This is a genomic window from Streptomyces rubiginosohelvolus (genome assembly GCF_014649875.1).
In the GTDB taxonomy this organism is placed as follows: Bacteria; Actinomycetota; Actinomycetes; order Streptomycetales; family Streptomycetaceae; genus Streptomyces; species Streptomyces rubiginosohelvolus.
Genome location: NZ_BMTW01000014.1, coordinates 151761 through 168407, shown reverse-complemented (window position 1 = coordinate 168407; position 16647 = coordinate 151761). Strand labels below are relative to the sequence as shown.

At 73.5% G+C, this 16647-nt stretch carries 16 protein-coding genes; 4 read left to right on the top strand and 12 right to left on the bottom strand.

The genetic code is table 11. From position 1 onward, the window contains the following. Positions 1-13 precede the first annotated feature (13 nt). The 12 genes from IE134_RS26695 to hisD form a co-directional block, all read right to left on the bottom strand. On the bottom strand, positions 14-601 hold the full coding sequence (locus tag IE134_RS26695) for an ArsR/SmtB family transcription factor (RefSeq protein WP_030719068.1): 588 nt from the start codon (positions 599-601) through the stop codon (positions 14-16). 100 nt (positions 602-701) lie between these two features. After that, on the bottom strand, positions 702-2054 hold the full coding sequence (locus tag IE134_RS26690; protein WP_030719067.1) for a PucR family transcriptional regulator: 1353 nt from the start codon (positions 2052-2054) through the stop codon (positions 702-704). A gap of 192 nt (positions 2055-2246) precedes the next feature. After that, positions 2247-5141 carry an AAA family ATPase gene (locus IE134_RS26685; protein ID WP_229823747.1) on the bottom strand — a complete coding sequence of 965 codons (2895 nt, stop codon included), beginning with the start codon at positions 5139-5141 and terminating at the stop codon, positions 2247-2249. Positions 5142-5275: 134 nt separating this feature from the next. After that, complete coding sequence (bdeA, locus tag IE134_RS26680) at positions 5276-6226, bottom strand: bis(hydroxyethyl) terephthalate hydrolase (protein WP_030719063.1); 951 nt, start codon at positions 6224-6226, stop codon at positions 5276-5278. 202 nt (positions 6227-6428) lie between these two features. Further along, positions 6429-7184, bottom strand: a complete 756-nt coding sequence (gene hisF / locus IE134_RS26675; RefSeq protein WP_030719060.1) for an imidazole glycerol phosphate synthase subunit HisF — start codon at positions 7182-7184, stop codon at positions 6429-6431. Next, on the bottom strand, positions 7181-7588 hold the full coding sequence (locus tag IE134_RS26670; RefSeq protein WP_030719057.1) for a RidA family protein: 408 nt from the start codon (positions 7586-7588) through the stop codon (positions 7181-7183). Before IE134_RS26670 ends, hisF begins: the two co-directional genes overlap by 4 nt. Continuing rightward, the gene (priA, locus tag IE134_RS26665) at positions 7585-8310 is read right to left on the bottom strand and encodes a bifunctional 1-(5-phosphoribosyl)-5-((5-phosphoribosylamino)methylideneamino)imidazole-4-carboxamide isomerase/phosphoribosylanthranilate isomerase PriA (protein ID WP_010064537.1); all 726 of its coding nucleotides are present in this window, start codon (positions 8308-8310) and stop codon (positions 7585-7587) included. The genes IE134_RS26670 and priA overlap by 4 nt, the downstream gene beginning before the upstream one ends. Further along, positions 8310-8951: an imidazole glycerol phosphate synthase subunit HisH gene (gene hisH, locus IE134_RS26660; protein ID WP_030719053.1), complete on the bottom strand. Its 642-nt coding sequence runs from the start codon at positions 8949-8951 to the stop codon at positions 8310-8312. The genes priA and hisH overlap by 1 nt, the downstream gene beginning before the upstream one ends. 10 nt (positions 8952-8961) lie before the next feature. Further along, on the bottom strand, positions 8962-9129 hold the full coding sequence (locus tag IE134_RS26655) for a CG2302 family histidine operon protein (RefSeq protein WP_003969742.1): 168 nt from the start codon (positions 9127-9129) through the stop codon (positions 8962-8964). Continuing rightward, complete coding sequence (hisB, locus tag IE134_RS26650) at positions 9126-9722, bottom strand: imidazoleglycerol-phosphate dehydratase HisB (RefSeq protein WP_098895635.1); 597 nt, start codon at positions 9720-9722, stop codon at positions 9126-9128. Before hisB ends, IE134_RS26655 begins: the two co-directional genes overlap by 4 nt. Further along, on the bottom strand, positions 9719-10849 hold the full coding sequence (locus IE134_RS26645) for a histidinol-phosphate transaminase (protein WP_030719048.1): 1131 nt from the start codon (positions 10847-10849) through the stop codon (positions 9719-9721). The genes hisB and IE134_RS26645 overlap by 4 nt, the downstream gene beginning before the upstream one ends. Further along, the gene (gene hisD / locus IE134_RS26640) at positions 10846-12168 is read right to left on the bottom strand and encodes a histidinol dehydrogenase (RefSeq protein WP_189431944.1); all 1323 of its coding nucleotides are present in this window, start codon (positions 12166-12168) and stop codon (positions 10846-10848) included. The genes IE134_RS26645 and hisD overlap by 4 nt, the downstream gene beginning before the upstream one ends. Before the next feature lie 219 nt (positions 12169-12387). Here hisD and IE134_RS26635 point away from each other — a divergent pair, with 219 nt between their 5' ends. From IE134_RS26635 to ybaK, 4 genes are all read left to right on the top strand, one after another. Beyond that, positions 12388-13989, top strand: coding sequence for a hypothetical protein (locus IE134_RS26635; protein ID WP_030719038.1), 1602 nt, complete (start codon positions 12388-12390; stop codon positions 13987-13989). A 266-nt stretch (positions 13990-14255) separates the two neighbouring features. After that, the gene (locus tag IE134_RS26630; RefSeq protein ID WP_030719035.1) at positions 14256-15296 is read left to right on the top strand and encodes a hypothetical protein; all 1041 of its coding nucleotides are present in this window, start codon (positions 14256-14258) and stop codon (positions 15294-15296) included. Between the two features lie 5 nt (positions 15297-15301). Next, positions 15302-16066: an LON peptidase substrate-binding domain-containing protein gene (locus IE134_RS26625; RefSeq protein ID WP_030719032.1), complete on the top strand. Its 765-nt coding sequence runs from the start codon at positions 15302-15304 to the stop codon at positions 16064-16066. A gap of 15 nt (positions 16067-16081) precedes the next feature. Next, a complete protein-coding gene (ybaK, locus tag IE134_RS26620; protein ID WP_030719030.1) occupies positions 16082-16585 on the top strand; it encodes a Cys-tRNA(Pro) deacylase in 504 nt (167 codons plus the stop codon). Positions 16586-16647: the final 62 nt, after the last annotated feature.

The following is a 16647-nucleotide window of genomic DNA, read 5'->3' as shown; positions in this document are numbered from 1 at the left end:
GAGTCGGGCGGGCTCATGGGCGGAAGGGGAAGCCGTAGGTGTGCAGGGCGACGCTCTCCCGGCCCGCCGTGTCGCCCGCGTCGTCGCGGGCGCGGCCCGCTTCCTCGTAACGGTCGATCAGCGCGCCCATCTCCTGGCTGAGGGCGGCCAGTTCGGCGGCGGTGAGCCTGAGGAGGTTCTCCGAGCTCCAGGAGGCACTGCGCCACTCCGCGTCCCAGGTGTGCCGTGCGCTCTGGTGGGCGCGGTAGAGCTCGACGTGCTGGTCGAAGGACATGCGGCTGGCGGCGGCGTAGACGGCGGCCCTGTCCGGTGCGTCGTCGAAGTCCGCGTCGTTGTAGGTCAGCCCTCGGGAGGACGGCTGCCACCAGCGTTCCCGGCCGTCGGTGCCCTGCCCCTCGGCCGGTTCGATCAGTCCGTGGTCGGCGAGCTTGCGCAGGTGGTAGCTGACGAGGGAGACCGCCTCGTCGACCTGGTCGGCGAGCTGGGAGGCGGTGGCGGTGCGCTTGATGTGCAGGGCGCGGTAGAGCTTCAGGCGCAGGGGGTGGCCGATCGCCTTGAGGGTGTCGAGGTCGGAGATGCGGCGTCGTTCGTCACTGGGCATGACACGACCGTAGATGCGCAGGAAAAGTTGCGCAAGAATAATTGCGCAATATTTGTTGCGGAGTTTTCGGGCGTCAGGAGGTGCCGGACAAGCAGGGGCTTCAGGTGCCCAGCAGCCGTCGCGCCGCCAGGGCGAGCGAGACCTCGACCGCGTCCCGGGGGCGGGTGAGGCAGCGGCCGGTGAGCTGTTCGAAGCGGCGGAGTCGGTTGAGGACGGTGTTGCGGTGACAGTAGAGCCGGGCGCCCGCCCGCTGCGCCGAGCCGTCCGCGTCCAGCCAGGCCGTGAGGGTCTCCACGATGACGTCGCGGTCGGCGGGGTCCAGCCGGTCCAGCGGGCCCAGCACCCGGTCGGCGAGGGCTCCGGCGAGCGCCGGGGACGACACGACCAGCGCGTCCGGGAGGTGCTCGTCGAGCAGGACGGTCCCGCCGGAGGCCGGGCAGGCGCGCAGCGCGGTCTCCGCCAGCCGCCGGGCGTCGCCGAGGGCGGCCAGTCCCTCGACGGCGGAGCCGATCCCGGCCCGGGTCCCGGCCGGTACGTCCAGTGCGGCGGCCAGTTCGCTCAGCTCGCCGGGCGGGCCCGTCAGCGGCAGGATCGCGAACTCGGCGTCCGGGCCCGGGTGCCAGAGCGCCGCGGCTCCCGGGTGGGCGGCGGGCAGCACCACCGGCGGACGGGCCGCGAGCCCCGGCCCGTGCCGGGCGACCCCCGCGTCGCTCGCGGAGACGAGTCCCCCGCCTGCGGCAACGGCCCCCGGCCCGCGCGGACCGGGGGCCGTTGCCGCGAGCACCGCGTACCGCCCCTGCTCCGGCAGTCCCAGCATCTCCGCCGCCTCGGCCAGGTCCGCGATCCGGGCGGTCCCGTCGAGCAGCGCGGCGACCATCAGCCGCTGGCGGTTCTCGCGCCGCCAGGACAGCCTCCGCTCGGCCTGCCGGTAGGCGTCCGCGACGACCCCGCAGTGTTCGTCGACGAAGTTCCACACGTCGGCGGCGACATGGACGAGCAGCCGGATGTCGTCGGGGTCGCGCCGGGCGGTCTCGTCCACGAGGTCCTGCCAGACCATCGCGCCGCCCATCCGGAAGGCGTGCAGGACGGCGTCGAGCGGGACGCCCTGCTCGGCGCGGATCTCGCCGATCCAGCGGGAGGTGCGGTGGGCCGACTCCCGGAACTCGCGGGGCTGGATCAGGGAACCGACGTTGTGCCGCAGCGAGTGGTGGACCTCCTGCCAGACCTCGGCCCGGTCGGAGTCGATCGCCGCCCGGTAGGCGGGCTCCTGCGCGTACAGGGCCTCGACGAGCCGGTCGGTGAGGGCGGGCAGCGAGGCGACTAGGACCCGGGCGGCCCGGTGCAGCACCTCGACGGCCTCACGGTCGGCCAGGGACCGGAAGCGGTGCGGCAACGGCGGTACCGGGGAGGGGCCGTGCAGCGCCCCGTTCCGCGAACGTACGACCTGTGGCATGGCGGCCTCCACCGGGAATCGGCCGGCCGCGCGAGCGGCGGCCCGGCGCACCGCCCGGGCAGGGCGCGAGCGCGGCGAGACGATCCTGACGCCCGCAGAATGACATACCGCCCAGTCGGTACCTAGGGGTCTGCGCGGAACTCGTCATCACGGTCTCGCAACCTCCCGGCCGTGCAACGGCCATGACGGAGGTCAGGGGCTCAGCAACCGGGCCAGCTCGGTGCGGGAGCGGATGGCGAGGGCGGCGAACACGTTACGGAGGTGATGGTCGACCGTGCGCGGACTGAGCGAGAGCCGCAGCGCCACTTCGCGATTGGTCGCCCCTTCGGCGACGCAGCGGGCGATGCGCTGCTGCTGGGGGGTGAGCATCGCCAACGGGTCGCCCGCCGGGCCGGTCCCGGCTCCGGCCGGCTCCCCCGCCGCCCGCAGCTCCCCGGCCGCCCGGTCCGCCCAGACGCGTGCCGAGCAGCGCTGGAAGCCGACCAGGGCGTCGCGCAGCGGACCGCGGGCCTCGCGGGTACGCCGACGGCGGCGCAGCCACTGCCCGTACAGCAGCCGGGTGCGCGCCTGTTCGAAGTCGCCGCCCGCCCGTTCGTGGTGGGCCAGGGCCTCGGCATACTGGGCGTCGGCCTCGGAGGCGGAGGCCAGGAGGGCGCGGCAGCGGGCCAGTTGGGCGGGGGCTCCCGGATCGGCGGCCCGGGCGGCCCAGGAAGCGAACTCGTCGACCGCGGCGTGGAGTTCACGAGACTCAGCGGGCTCCCGTCCGCTCAGCACGGCGGCCTCGACCCAGCAGGGCACGGCGAGCATCCGGGTGGCGAAGTGGCCCCGGCCCGGCCCGGCCTTGACGAGCGGGGCCAGCCGGGCGGCCGCCTGACCCGGCCGCCCGGCGGCCAGGTCGGCGCGGGCCCGGGCCCAGGTGGCCAGCGTGGCGGCCTGGACCAGTCCGTGCGGGCCCGCCCCGGACAGCGCGGCCTCCTCGTGCGCGGCGCACACCTCGGCAGGCCCTTCAACGGAGGCGGCGAGGGCGAGCACGGCGTGCAGACGGGCGGAACTGTTCGGCTGACCCGTACGCCGGGCCGCATGCAGGCCCTCCAGGGCGTGAGCCCGCGCACCGGCGTGCCGCCCGGCCCGCAGTTCGGCGTAGGCGAGGTGTTCGAGCGCCTGCGGCAGGAGCGCCTCGGGCCCTGCGGTCCGTACGGCGGCGAGCGCGCGGGTGCCCGCGCGGCAGGCTGCGGCGATGTCACCGAGGGCCAGAGCCGCGACTCCGGCCCGGAGCAGCGCGGCCGGGTCGCCGGGGTCCCCCGCGAGCGCGAGGCAACGACGGAGGCGGATGTGTCCTTCGGCGGTCCGGCCTTCGAGCACGGCGCTCATCCCGGCCCGGTAGTGCTCCAGGCCCTCGCCCGCCGGGGTGCGGGCGAGACGCTTCAGGGCGTCGAGGTAGCCGAGAGCGTCCCCAGCCGCCCAGGCCGCCTCGGCCGCGCCGAGAAGAGCGTCGAGCGCCCGGCGGTGATCGTGCGGAGCCAGAAGCGCGGCCGCGGCCAGCAGGATCTCGTGGGCGTCGGCGACGGGCCCGGAACGGAGGGCCAGCATGCCGTGGACGTACGGGGCGAGACCCGGCGCCGGGTCGGTGGCGGGGACGTCCGGGGTGGTCGCAGAATCCACGGGAGCGGGGGCGGTGTCGGCCGTGCGGGGCCCGGTTCTGGCCAGCAGGGACCGGGCCAGGGGCGGGTCGCCCGCCAGCCGTGCCTGCTCGGCCGCCGCGGCGAACCTGGCTGCCCGCAGGGCCGGCCCGCTGGAGAGCAGGGCGGCACGGGCCAGGGCCGCGGAGCGCGCGGCGTGCGCGAAGGGGGCGACGGCCGCCGCTTCGAGCCCGGCGGCCAGCGCCGCGTCCGGCCCGGAAGCGGCGCAGGCCCGCTGGACGAGGGCGGCGAGCGGGAGGGCAGGGGTTGCGGCGGTGATGCGCGCGGTGCGGGCATCCGGGGCGTCCGGGAGGCCCGGCACGTCCCGGGCCGGCACGTCGTCCGGGCCGCTCCGGTCGCCGGACTCCGTCAAGAGGGTGGCCAGCAGTTCGTGGGCGGCGCTGCGGCGCGCCCACGGGGCGTGATGGAGCACCGCACGAGCGGCGAGGCGGTGGCCGAAGTGGACGCGGCTGCCCGCCCGTTGGAGCATGCCACCCGTTCCGGTGCCGTCGGACAGGGCCCGGTCGAGGAAGGCTCGGGGCAGCCCGCCCCGGGTGCCCGCGCGCAGCAGGAGCAGCGCGTCGGCCCCGGCGCCCTCAGGCTCGTGCTCCTGGGCCGCCGCGGCGAGCAGGAGCAGGGTGCGGGTCCGGTCCGGGAGGTCGTCGATGCCTTCGGCGTGGGCGGCCAGCACCGCTTCACCGCCGGTCAGGGGCCAGGGCAGGGGGGTGCGTCCGGCGAGCTGGTCCGGGGTGAGGCGGCCACTGATCCCGGCCAGCAGACCGGGGTTTCCGCCCGCCTCGCGGAGGATTTCGGCGCGCACGACCGGGTCGAGCCCTTCGGTGCCGGCGGTCAGCCGGTCCAGGAGCACCGAGGCCGCGCCTTCGTCCAGGGGCGCGAGATGCAGCGTGGGCAGTCCGGCGAAGGCGGTGCCGTCCGCGACCGAGAGGAGGAAGGCGATCCGGCTGCCCGTGCCCGGCCCGCGGGCGGCAAAGGCGAGGGCGGCCCGCGACGCCGCGTCCCAGGCGTGCGCGTCGTCGACGCAGACCAGCAGCGGCCCGCCATCGGCGAACTCCCGCAGCCGGCGGGCCAGGGCGGCGGGCGTGATGCCGGTGTGCGGAGCGGCCGGCGATGCCCCGGCCGGGCCCACACCGAGCAGGGCGCCCAAGCCGCTGCAGGGCACGGCACGTTCGGCGGGGGCCGCCGTGGCGTACAGCACGGGGCCCCGATCGCGGTGGGCCTCGGCTGCCGCGCGCAGCAGCGCCGTACGGCCGAGACCAGGCGGCGCCGCCAGCACCAGCGCGCCCCCGTCACCTCGCCGTAACAGTGCCAACAGCTTTTCGAGGGTCGCGAGTTCATCGTCCCGGCCGTACAGCCGGAGCGGACTGCGCACGGTCGTGGATGGGGTCACACCGGCACGGTACGTAGCGGCCGGCGACGGCGGAAGCGCCGCGCCCTGAGACCGCCCGGTGCGGGGCGGGCTCCCATCCGAAGCCCTGCCGCGCTGTGCCGGAGCACAGCGCGGCAGAGTCCGGAGCCTCGGCTCTACGCCGTGTGCGGGCAGGTGCCCCGGTACTCCGCGATGGTCAGGCTCGGCCGCGGGAGCGGGCAGAGGAACTGCTCGTAGCGGGTGTCATTGTCGATGAATCGCTTCAGCCAGGAGATGCTGTACTTGGCGATCGTCGTGTCGGAGGTGTTCGGCGTGAAGTGCGAGGCGCCGCGCAGCTCCAGGTACGCCTTGTCGAGGGAGCCGGGCAGCGACTCGTAGAACGGTTCGGAGTGCGTGGCGACCGGGGCGACGGTGTCACCGTCCGCCCCCACCACAAGGGTGGGCGTGCGCAGTTCGGGCCAGGTCTTGTCGGTGTTCCAGCCGGTCAGCGGGATCGCCGCCTTCAGCGATGTGCGGCTCTTGGCGGCCTCCAGGGAGCCACCGCCGCCCATCGAGTGGCCCATCACACCGAGGCGTCCGGCGTCGACCCGGGTCCGTACCGAACTGCGCTGGGTCAGGTAGTCCAGGGCGGCGAGGAGTTGGCGGCCCCGGCTGTCGGGCTGGTCGAGCGTGGTGTTGGTGTCGATGGTGAACACGACGAAGCCCTGGGAGGCCAGGCGTGGTCCCAGCCACGCGATCGAGGACTCGTAAGCGGTGAAGCCTGGCGAGATGACGACCGCGCCGAAGGTGCCGTCCGCGGTGGACGTCGGGTAGTAGATGGTGCCGCCGCCGAATCCGGTCACGGCGAGCGAGGACACCGAGGTCTGGGAAGTGGAGTACGAGCCGCGGCTCGCCTCGATGGAGGCGTTGGTGGGAGCCGGGCCGCGCTCATAGGGATTGTCGGCGGCCTGGGCGCCGGGCGCCAGGCCCGTCAGCAGGAGGCCGGCGGTGGCCGCACCGGCGGTCACCAGACCCGTCAGCGTACGGGAGCGACCCGTGAACGTACCGGAGCGGCTCGGGCGGGAAGGGTGCGGGGGGATGGTGCCGGAGGGGAGGTGCTGCTGCACGGGGGGATCCTCTCGGAGGTGGCGGGGAACCACACCACGCGAGGCTCCTGAGCCCGTCGTCCAGAGGCTCTCGGGGGACACCGCGTGGCCGCCGGCGTCGTTCACCGGCGGTCGCCACTCTCACCCTGCGTCCCGGGGGTACGCATCGGCGGTATCACCGGTCTCGGCAGACCGGTGATACCGCCTCGCACCGCGTACGGGCTCAGCGGACCGGGTGCCCCGCGTCCCGCAGCGCGCCCTTGACCTCGGAGATCCGCAGGTCGCCGAAGTGGAAGACGGACGCGGCGAGCACCGCGTCGGCCCCCGCCCCGATCGCCGGGGCGAAGTCGGCGAGCCGGCCCGCGCCGCCGGAGGCGATGACGGGCACGGTGACGTGCTTGCGCACCGCCTCGATCATCTCCGTGTCGTAGCCGTCCTTGGTGCCGTCGGCGTCCATCGAGTTCAGCAGGATCTCGCCCGCACCCAGGTCGGCGGCCCGGTGGGCCCACTCGACGGCGTCGATGCCGGTGCCCTTGCGGCCGCCGTGCGTGGTGACCTCGAACGTGCCCTCCGGGGTGCGGCGGGCGTCGACCGAGAGCACCAGGACCTGGCGTCCGAAGCGTTCGGCGATCTCGCGGATGAGGTCGGGGCGGGCGATGGCGGCGGTGTTGACGCCGACCTTGTCCGCCCCGGCGCGCAGCAGCTTGTCGACGTCGTCCGGGGTGCGGACGCCGCCGCCGACGGTGAGCGGGATGAAGACCTGCTCGGCGGTGCGGCGGACCACGTCGTACGTCGTCTCGCGGTCGCCGCTGGAGGCGGTGATGTCGAGGAAGGTCAGCTCGTCGGCGCCCTCGGCGTCGTACAGCTTGGCCATCTCGACGGGGTCACCCGCGTCGCGCAGGTTCTGGAAGTTGACGCCCTTGACGACCCGGCCGTTGTCGACGTCGAGGCAGGGGATGACCCGTACGGCGAGCGTCACTTCGCGCCTCCTCGGTAGGCCTCGACCTCGACCTCGACGACCAGGCTCGGGTCCACGAGACCGGACACGATGATCATCGAGGCGGCGGGGCGTACGGCGTCGAACAGCTCCTTGTGGGCGCGGCCGACCTCGTCGACGTCCCGGGCGTGCGTGAGGTACATCCGGGTGCGGACGACGTCCTCGCGTCCCAGGCCCACCTGCTCCAGCGCCGCGAACGCGACGTCGAAGGAGGTGACGGCCTGCTCGTACGGCGAGCCCGCGGAGATCTGACCGTTGACGACCGAGGTGCAGCCGGCGACCAGGACGAGCCCGTTGGGGAGTTCGACCGCGCGGGAGTAGCCGAACTTCTCCTCCCAGGGGGCGCCGGTGGAGATCCGGCGTACAGCGGAAGCGGAATCGGTCACGCGGCGACCGCCTTGAGCGCCTCTTCCAGCGTGAACGCCTTCGCGTACAGCGCCTTGCCGACGATCGCGCCCTCGACGCCTTCGGGGACGAGGAGGGAGATGGCGCGGAGGTCGTCCAGGGACGAGACGCCGCCGGAGGCGACGACGGGGCGGTCGGTGACCGCGCAGACGTCGCGCAGGAGGCCCAGGTTGGGGCCTTCCAGGGTGCCGTCCTTGGCGATGTCGGTGACGACGTAGCGGGCGCAGCCCTCGGCGTCGAGGCGGGCGAGGGTCTCGTAGAGGTCGCCGCCGTCGCGGGTCCAGCCGCGGCCGCGCAGGGTGGTGCCGCGGACGTCGAGGCCGACGGCGATCTTGTCGCCGTGCTCGGCGATGACCTTGGCGACCCACTCGGGGGTCTCCAGGGCGGCGGTGCCGAGGTTGACGCGGCGGCAGCCGGTGGCGAGCGCGGCCTCCAGCGAGGCGTCGTCGCGGATGCCGCCGGACAGCTCGACCTTGATGTCCATGGCCCCGGCGACCTCGGCGATCAGGGCGCGGTTGTCGCCCGTGCCGAAGGCGGCGTCCAGGTCGACGAGGTGCAGCCACTCGGCGCCGGCGGACTGCCAGGCGAGGGCGGCCTCCAGCGGGGAGCCGTAGGAGGTCTCGGAGCCGGACTCGCCGTGGACGAGGCGGACGGCCTGGCCGTCGCGGACGTCGACGGCGGGGAGCAGTTCAAGCTTCGGCATTACAGCGTCTCGATCCAGTTGGTCAGCAGCTGGGCGCCGGCATCGCCGGACTTCTCGGGGTGGAACTGGGTGGCCCACAGCGCGCCGTTCTCCACGGCGGCCACGAACCGTTCGCCGTGCGTGGACCAAGTGACCTTGGGCGCACGGATCTTGGCGTTGGTGACTTCGAGGGTCCAGTCGTGCGCCGCGTAGGAGTGCACGAAGTAGTACCGGGCTTCGGGGTCAAGGCCGGCGAAGAGCCGGGAGTCCTCGGGGGCTTCCACGGTGTTCCAGCCCATGTGCGGGACGACGTCGGCCTTCAGGGGGCCGACCGTGCCGGGCCATTCGTCCAGGCCCTCGGTCTCCACGCCGTGCTCGATGCCGCGCTCGAAGAGGATCTGCATCCCGACGCAGATGCCCATGACGGGGCGGCCGCCGGCCAGCCGGCGGCCGACGATCCAGTCGCCGCGGGCCCGCTTCAGACCGTCCATGCAGGCGGAGAACGCGCCGACGCCGGGGACGAGGAGCCCATCGGCGTTCATCGCGCGGTCGAAGTCGCGGGTGATCTCGACGTCCGCGCCGACGCGGGCGAGGGCCCGCTCGGCGGAGCGGACGTTGCCGAAGCCGTAGTCGAAGACGACGACCTTTTTCGTGTCAGTCACAGGGTGCTCCTCAGTCCCACAGGCCCTGGATCCGCAGGATGCCCGCCACCAGGCACATCACGGAGCCGATCGACAGCAGCACGATGACGCCCTTGGGCATCCCCTGCTTGGCGAAGGAGTAGACGCCGCCGGCCAGGAAGAGGCCCACGACGATCAGGATGGTGTTGAGGCCGGTCACAGGGCGCCCTTCGTGGAGGGCAGGATGCCGGCGGCGCGCGGGTCGTGCTCGGCGGCGTACCGCAGGGCGCGGGCGAGCGCCTTGAACTGGCACTCCACGATGTGGTGGGCGTTGCGGCCGTACGGGACGTGGATGTGCAGGGCGATCTGCGCCTGGGCGACGAAGGACTCGAAGATGTGGCGGGTCATCGTCGTGTCGTAGGTCCCGATCATCGGGGCCATGGTCTCCGGCTCGGTGTGCACCAGGTAGGGACGGCCGGAGAGGTCGACGGTGACCTGGGCGAGCGACTCGTCCAGCGGGACGGTGCAGTTGCCGAAGCGGTAGATGCCGACCTTGTCGCCGAGGGCCTGCTTGAAGGCGGCGCCGAGCGCGAGCGCGGTGTCCTCGATGGTGTGGTGGGTGTCGATGTGCAGGTCGCCCTCGGTCTTGACCGTGAGGTCGAAGAGGCCGTGGCGGCCGAGCTGGTCGAGCATGTGGTCGTAGAAGCCGACCCCGGTGGCGACATCGACCTTTCCGGTGCCGTCGAGGTTGATCTCGACGAGCACGGACGTTTCCTTGGTGGTCCGTTCCACGCGGCCTACGCGGGGGCTCATGCGTCGTGCTCCTTCTTGAGTTCGCGTACCGCATCGAGGAACGCGTCGTTCTCTGCCGGGGTGCCCGCGGTGACCCGCAGCCAGCCCGGTACGCCGTTGTCCCGGACCAGGACGCCCTTGTCGAGGATCCGCTGCCAGACGGCGTGGCTGTCGTCGAAGCGGCCGAACTGGACGAAGTTGGCGTCCGAGTCGGTGACCTCGTAGCCGGTGGCGCGCAGCTCGGCCACCAGCCGGTCGCGCTCGCTCTTGAGCTGCGCGACGTACCCCAGCAGCGTATCGGTGTGCTCCAGGGCGGCGAGCGCGGTGGCCTGGGTGACGGAGGAGAGGTGGTACGGCAGCCGGACCAGCTGGACCGCGTCGACCACGGCCGGGTCGGCGGCGAGGTAGCCGAGGCGGAGCCCGGCCGCGCCGAACGCCTTGGACATGGTCCGGGAGACGATCAGGTTGCGGCGGCCCTCGATCAGCGGGAGCAGCGAGGGCCGGTGGCTGAACTCGCCGTACGCCTCGTCGACGACAACGATCGAGGGTCCGGCGGCCTGGGCGGCGTCGTACAGGGCGAGGACGGTGTCGGCGTCGACGGCGGTGCCGGTGGGGTTGTTGGGCGAGGTGATGAAGACGACCTCGGGCCGGTGCTCGGCGATGGCGGCGCGGGCGGCGTCCACGTCGATGGTGAAGTCGTCGTTGCGCGGCCCGGAGAGCCAGCCGGTGCCGGTGCCCCGGGAGATCAGGGCGTGCATGGAGTACGAGGGCTCGAAGCCGATCGCGGTGCGGCCGGGCCCGCCGAAGGTCTGCAGCAGCTGCTGGAGGACCTCGTTGGAGCCGTTGGCTGCCCAGACGTGGGCCGCGGTCACCTCGTGCCCGGCGGTGCGGGACAGGTAGCGGGCCAGCTCGGTGCGGAGCTCGACGGCGTCCCGGTCGGGGTAGCGGTTGAGGCCGCGGGCGGCCTCGCGGACCCGCTCGGCGATCCGCTCGACCAGGGCCTCGGGGAGCGGGTAGGGGTTCTCGTTGGTGTTGAGGCGTACGGGGACGTCGAGCTGGGGCGCTCCGTACGGGGACTGGCCGCGCAGTTCGTCGCGGATGGGGAGCTCGTCCCAGGGGTTACGGGGGGTGGTGCTGCCGTTCGTCACTGCTGCGGGACCTTCCAGCCGAACCTTGCCTTGAGGGCTGCGCCGTGGGCGGGGAGGTCCTCCGCCTCGGCGAGGGTCACGACATGGTGGGTGACCTCGGCGAGCGCGTCGCGGGTGTAGTCGACGATGTGGATGCCGCGCAGGAAGGACTGCACGGAGAGGCCCGAGGAGTGGCAGGCGCAGCCGCCGGTGGGCAGGACGTGGTTGGAACCGGCGCAGTAGTCGCCGAGCGAGACGGGGGCCCAGGGGCCGACGAAGATCGCTCCGGCGTTGCGGACCCGGTCGGCGTCGGCGGCGGCGTCGGCGGTCTGGATCTCCAGGTGCTCGGCGCCGTACGCGTCGACGACCTTGAGGCCGTCCTCGATCGAGGAGACCAGGACGATCGCGGACTGGCGGCCGGCGAGCGCGGGCTCGATGCGGTCGGTGATGTGCTTGGTGGCGGCGACCTGCGGGACCAGCTCCGCCTCGGTGGCGGCGGCCAGCTCCTCGGAGTCGGTGACCAGGACGGCGGCGGCCATCGGGTCGTGCTCGGCCTGGCTGATCAGGTCGGCGGCCACGTGCACCGGGTCGGCGGTGGCGTCGGCGAGGATCGCGATCTCGGTGGGCCCGGCCTCGGCGTCGATGCCGATACGGCCCTTGAGGAGGCGCTTGGCGGCGGCGACGTAGATGTTGCCGGGGCCGGTGACCAGGTTGACCGGGGAGCACTCCTCGGTGCCGTACGCGAACATCGCGACGGCCTGGGCGCCACCGGCCGCGTACACCTCGTCGACGCCGAGCAGGGCGCAGGCGGCGAGGATCGTCGGGTGCGGGAGGCCGCCGAAGTCCTTCTGCGGCGGGGAGGCGACGGCGACGCCCTCGACGCCCGCCTCCTGGGCCGGGACGACGTTCATCACGACGGAGGAGGGGTAGACCGAGCGGCCGCCGGGGACGTAGAGCCCGACGCGCTCGACGGGGACCCACTTCTCGGTGACGGTGCCGCCGGGGACGACCTGGGTGGTGTGCGTGGTGCGGCGCTGCTCGCGGTGGACGAGGCGGGCGCGGCGGATCGACTCCTCCAGCGCGGCGCGGACGGCCGGGTCCAGCTCCTGGAGAGCCTTCGACAGGGCCTCGGCGGGCACCCGTACCGACTCGATCCGGACACCGTCGAGCTTCTCTCCCCAGTCGATCACTGCCGCGGAGCCACGATGGCGTACGTCCTCGCAGATGGGCCGCACCGTCTCCAGGGCGGCTTCCACGTCGAACTCGGCACGGGGCAGCAGGTCGCGCAGGGCTCCACCCTCGGGGAGGGCGTCGCCGCGCAGGTCGATTCGAGAGATCACACGGCAATTCTCTCAGACCGCTCGGAACGGCCGGTCGCCCGTATCACTGGCTGATACCGGTCGTCCGCACCACTGGCTGATACGTGTCTCGGCCATGTCCGGCTGTCACTGCTGACCGCTGGCTTTCACGGCGTCACACAGGGGCATAACGGCTCTACGGCATGTGCCCACGAGGGCATGGCGGCAGCGCAACAGCAGGTGTGCACGGAGGGAGCGGCCGTGACCGAGCCGCACGAAGGCGATATCCCGGACGGCCTCAGCGCAGCGGAGCTGGGCATGTGGCAGTCCTTCCGCAACGGGACCACCTACGACTTACGTACCTACGACACGACCCGCAACGACCCGTTCGCCCCGCAGACCTGGGGGCCCGAGCGGAGCGTCGGCGCGCGCACGGTGGCGCGGCTGCTGCTGGACGGCCCGCCGGCCCGGCCCGGCCGGGTGGCGGCGCTGAAGCTCCGGGGGGTGCGGATCACGGGGAAGCTGGATCTGGCGGGCGGCCGGGTCTCTCCGTACGTGGAGCTGACCGGCTGCCGTTTCGAGCAGGAGGTGGTGCTCCCCGAGTGCCACTTCACGACGCTGCGGCTCGTGGGCTGCGCGCTGCCCCGGCTGGAGGCGGCGCGGCTGCACACGGAGGGCGATCTGCATCTGCCGCGCTGCCGGATCGACCGGGGGATCCGGCTGACCGACGCCCAGATCGGCACGGATCTGCTGCTCAACCAGCTCAGTGTGGGCCCGGACCGGCACGGGCGGGCCATCGTCGGGGACGGCATGGCGGTCGCGCAGGACCTCCAGGCCGAGATGATCGAGACGCTGGGCGAGCTGAGCCTGCGCGGGACGAAGGTGGGCGGTTCGCTGAGCCTGCGCGGCAGCCGGCTGCGCGCCGCGGAGGACCGGCGCGCGCTGAACGCCCCGCAGCTGACGGTGGAGCGCACGCTCTACATGACCGAGGCGTGGGTCAGCGTCGACACGGGCAACCAGGGCACCACTCCCCCGTACGGCGTGGTCTACGCCCCGACACCGGCGCGCGGCACCCGCTCGCAGATCTTCGAGAGCAAGGGCGGGGTGCGGCTGGACGACGGGCGGTTCGGGGACGCGGTGGACCTGCACAAGGCCCGGTTCACGATGACCCGGCAGGAGGAGCTGTCGCTGCGCCGGATCGTCACGCCGGAGCTGCGGTTCAACGCGGAGCGCCCGGAGGAGGGGCGGGTCGTGCTGAACGGCGCGAAGGTGGTGACCCTGATCGACCTGTCGACGAGCTGGCCGGGCCCCGGGGGTCTGGCGATGGGCGGTTTCGTCTACGAGAACCTCGTCCCCTACGGCCACTTCCCGCTCTCCCGGCGGCTGGAGTGGGTGCAGGCCGCGACCCCGGAGTACGTCCCCGAGCCGTACGAGCGCCTGGCCACGGTGATGCGCAGCTGCGGGGAGGACGCGGACGCGCGCGAGGTGCTGCTCGCCAAGCAGCGCCGCCGCCGCGAGACGCTGCCGCCCGCGGCGAAGGCCTGGGGATACCTCCAGGACTGGACGGTGGCGTACGGCTACCGGCCGGGCCGGGCGGCGGTGTGGATGGCGGTGCTGTGGGCGGCGGGGACGGTGGCGTTCGCGCAGCATGCCCCGCCCTCGATGAAGGGCGAGGAGCATCCGCAGTGGAACCCCGCCCTGTACGCGCTGGATCTGCTGGTCCCGGTGATCAACCTCGGGCAGGACGGCTACTGGCGGATGGAGGGCGCCTGGCAGTGGGCCGCGGCCGGTCTGGTGCTGGTGGGATGGGTTCTGGCCACCACGGTGGCGGCGGGGGCCTCCCGGATGCTGCGCAGGGGCTGACCCCGGCGGGCGGGGCAGAGGGGGCGGATGCCGTACGGGGACTGCTCCGGGAGCCGTAACCGTACGATCGCGGGCGACTGTTCCCCCGCCCCCGGCCGCTCTCGCGCGCGGTGACCACCGGGACGGAAGAGGCCCCCGGGTAGTCGCAATCAAGCCAATGGCGGGCATTTCCTTTGCCCTTTCTTGACCCGGCCAGATACAACCCATTCACTCGGCACAGAAGCTTCACAGCACGCCTCTGGCGCGGCCCTCACCAGCGCTTTTCAATGGTCTGCACCATGGCTTTCCTTCGCGCTCTGCTCAGTACCGCGCGCATGATCCGGCACAGCCCTCCGCTGTCCGCCGGACTGTCCGCGGATGACGCGGTGCTGCTCGACGCCCCCGACGAGCGGCTCTCTCCCGCGCTGGTCGCCGCTGCCCTGGGCGACTACGAACCGGCCGCCAAGCTGCTCGCCACCACCCGGGACGCCGCCGACTGGGAGAACCGGGACCGCCACCTCGGCCGGCTCGTCACGTTCGCCCGCAACCGGGACGGCTGGCTCGTCGACTGGCTGGCCGCCGCCCCCCGCGATCCGGACGCCCTGCTGGTCAAGGCGGAGCTGTCGGTCCGCCGGGCATGGGAGTCGCCCGCCCGCGCGGAACGGCTCCGCGAGGTCGGCCCGCTGATCACCGCGGCCGCCGACGCGGACCCACGCGACCCCGTGCCGTGGCGCCTGGCCCTGGACCACGCACGCGGCACCCACGCCACGCACACCGCCTTCGAGTCGCTGTGGGAGCAGGCCGTACGGCGCTCCGCGCACCACTACGGCTGCCATGTGGCGGCGCTGCGCTATCTCTCGGCCGCCTGGTACGGCTCGCACCGCGAGTGCTTCGACTTCGCCGAGCAGGCCGCGGCGGACGCGCTGCCCGACTCCCTGGTGCAGGCCCTGCCGGTCCGGGCGGCCTTCGCGCTGCTCCTGGACACCCAGGCGGCGGGCCGGACCACCTCCGTACTGGAGGAGCGGATCGACGCGGCGGCCGACCTGGCGATCAAGCTCTCCGCCGCCTACCGGCCCGGCGATCCCTGGCCGGCCGAGGTCCGCAACCTCCTCGCGTACGTCCTGCTCGCCCGGGGCCGCTGGGCGGAAGCGCTGCACCAGTTCAACCTGATCGGGCTGCACGCGACGTCGTTCCCGTGGTCGTCGGTGTCCGAGGACGCGCTCGGCCGGTTCCTGGACGCGCGGGACGGCGCACGCCTCCAGGTGGCCTCCCTGACCCCGCTGCGCGACCGGGCCGGGCACGGCCGCCCCAGGGGCCATTACGCTTGAGCGTTGTGACCACCGCCCGCCTTCCCCTTTTCCCGCTCAACGCGGTGCTGTTCCCCGGCCTGGTGCTGCCGCTCAACGTCTTCGAAGAGCGATATCGCGCCATGATGCGGGAGCTGCTGAAGAGCGACGAGGACGAACCTCGCCGCTTCGTCGTGGTGGCGATCCGCGACGGCCGCGAGATCGCCCCGACGGCCACCGGCATGCCGGACACGGTCGCGGCGGCCCCGCCCGCCGAGCGCGCCCCGGCGGACGGCTTCGGCCCCGATCCGATCCAGACCTTCCACCGGGTCGGCTGTGTCGCCGACGCGGCCACGATCCGCGAGCGCGCCGACGGCAGCTTCGAGGTCCTGGCCACCGGCACCACCCGGGTCAGGCTGCTGTCCGTCGAAGTGGACGGCCCGTATCTGACCGCCGAGGTCGAGGACCTGGCCGAGGAGCCGCCCGCCGGGGACGAGGCCGACGAGGCCGGAGCCCTGGCCGAGGGCGTTCTGCGGGCCTTCCGCTCGTACCAGAAGCGACTGGCCGGGGCGAGCGAACGCTCGCTGGCGACCGGCGCGGACCTCCCGGACGACCCGTCCGTGATCTCCTACCTGGTCGCGGCGGCCACGGTCCTGGACGTCCCCACCAAGCAGCGCCTGCTCCAGGCCCCGGACACCGCGACCCGGCTGCGCGAGGAGCTGACGCTGCTGCGCAAGGAGACGGCGGTCATCCGGCACCTGCCGTCGCTGCCGGCGACGGACCTGACGCGGGCCCCCACCCACCCCAACTGACGAGGACCGGCCCCGGTGGCGAAGAAGTCCAAGAAGCACCAGCCGGGCGGCACCCCCGCCACGGTCGCCCTGACCGCGGCGGGCACCGCGTTCACGGTCCACGCCTACGACCACGACCCGGCGTCCCCGTCCTACGGCGAGGAGGCCGCCGAGGCCCTGGGCGTCTCCCCCGACCGGGTCTTCAAGACCCTGGTCGCGGACGTGGACGGCGCTCTGACGGTCGCGGTGGTCCCGGTGGCCGGCTCCCTGGACCTCAAGGCATTGGCAGCCGCGGTGGGCGGCAAACGCGCCACGATGGCGGACCCGGCGGCGGCGGAACGCACGACGGGCTATGTCCGGGGCGGAATCTCCCCGCTGGGCCAGCGCAAGCGCCTGCGCACGGTGCTGGACGCGTCGGCACGGACGCACGCCACGATCTGCGTCTCGGCGGGGCGCCGGGGCCTGGAGGTCGAGCTGGCGGCCACGGACTTGGCGGAGCTGACGGGGGCGACGTTCGCGGAGATCGCGCGAAGCACCTGAGCGCCCTCCTGGGGTGCTGTCCCCCGGACGGGCTATCTATAGCCCCTCCGGCGATTGAGGAG

What these genes read in the sequence shown, in the direction of transcription:
- IE134_RS26695 (WP_030719068.1), bottom strand. Translation starts at nt 601, where the DNA reads ATGCCCAGTGACGAACGACGCCGCATCTCCGACCTCGACACCCTCAAG.
- IE134_RS26690 (WP_030719067.1), bottom strand. Translation starts at nt 2,054, where the DNA reads ATGCCACAGGTCGTACGTTCGCGGAACGGGGCGCTGCACGGCCCCTCC.
- priA (WP_010064537.1), bottom strand. Translation starts at nt 8,310, where the DNA reads ATGCCGAAGCTTGAACTGCTCCCCGCCGTCGACGTCCGCGACGGCCAG.
- hisB (WP_098895635.1), bottom strand. Translation starts at nt 9,722, where the DNA reads ATGAGCCCCCGCGTAGGCCGCGTGGAACGGACCACCAAGGAAACGTCC.
- IE134_RS26630 (WP_030719035.1), top strand. Translation starts at nt 14,256, where the DNA reads ATGGTCTGCACCATGGCTTTCCTTCGCGCTCTGCTCAGTACCGCGCGC.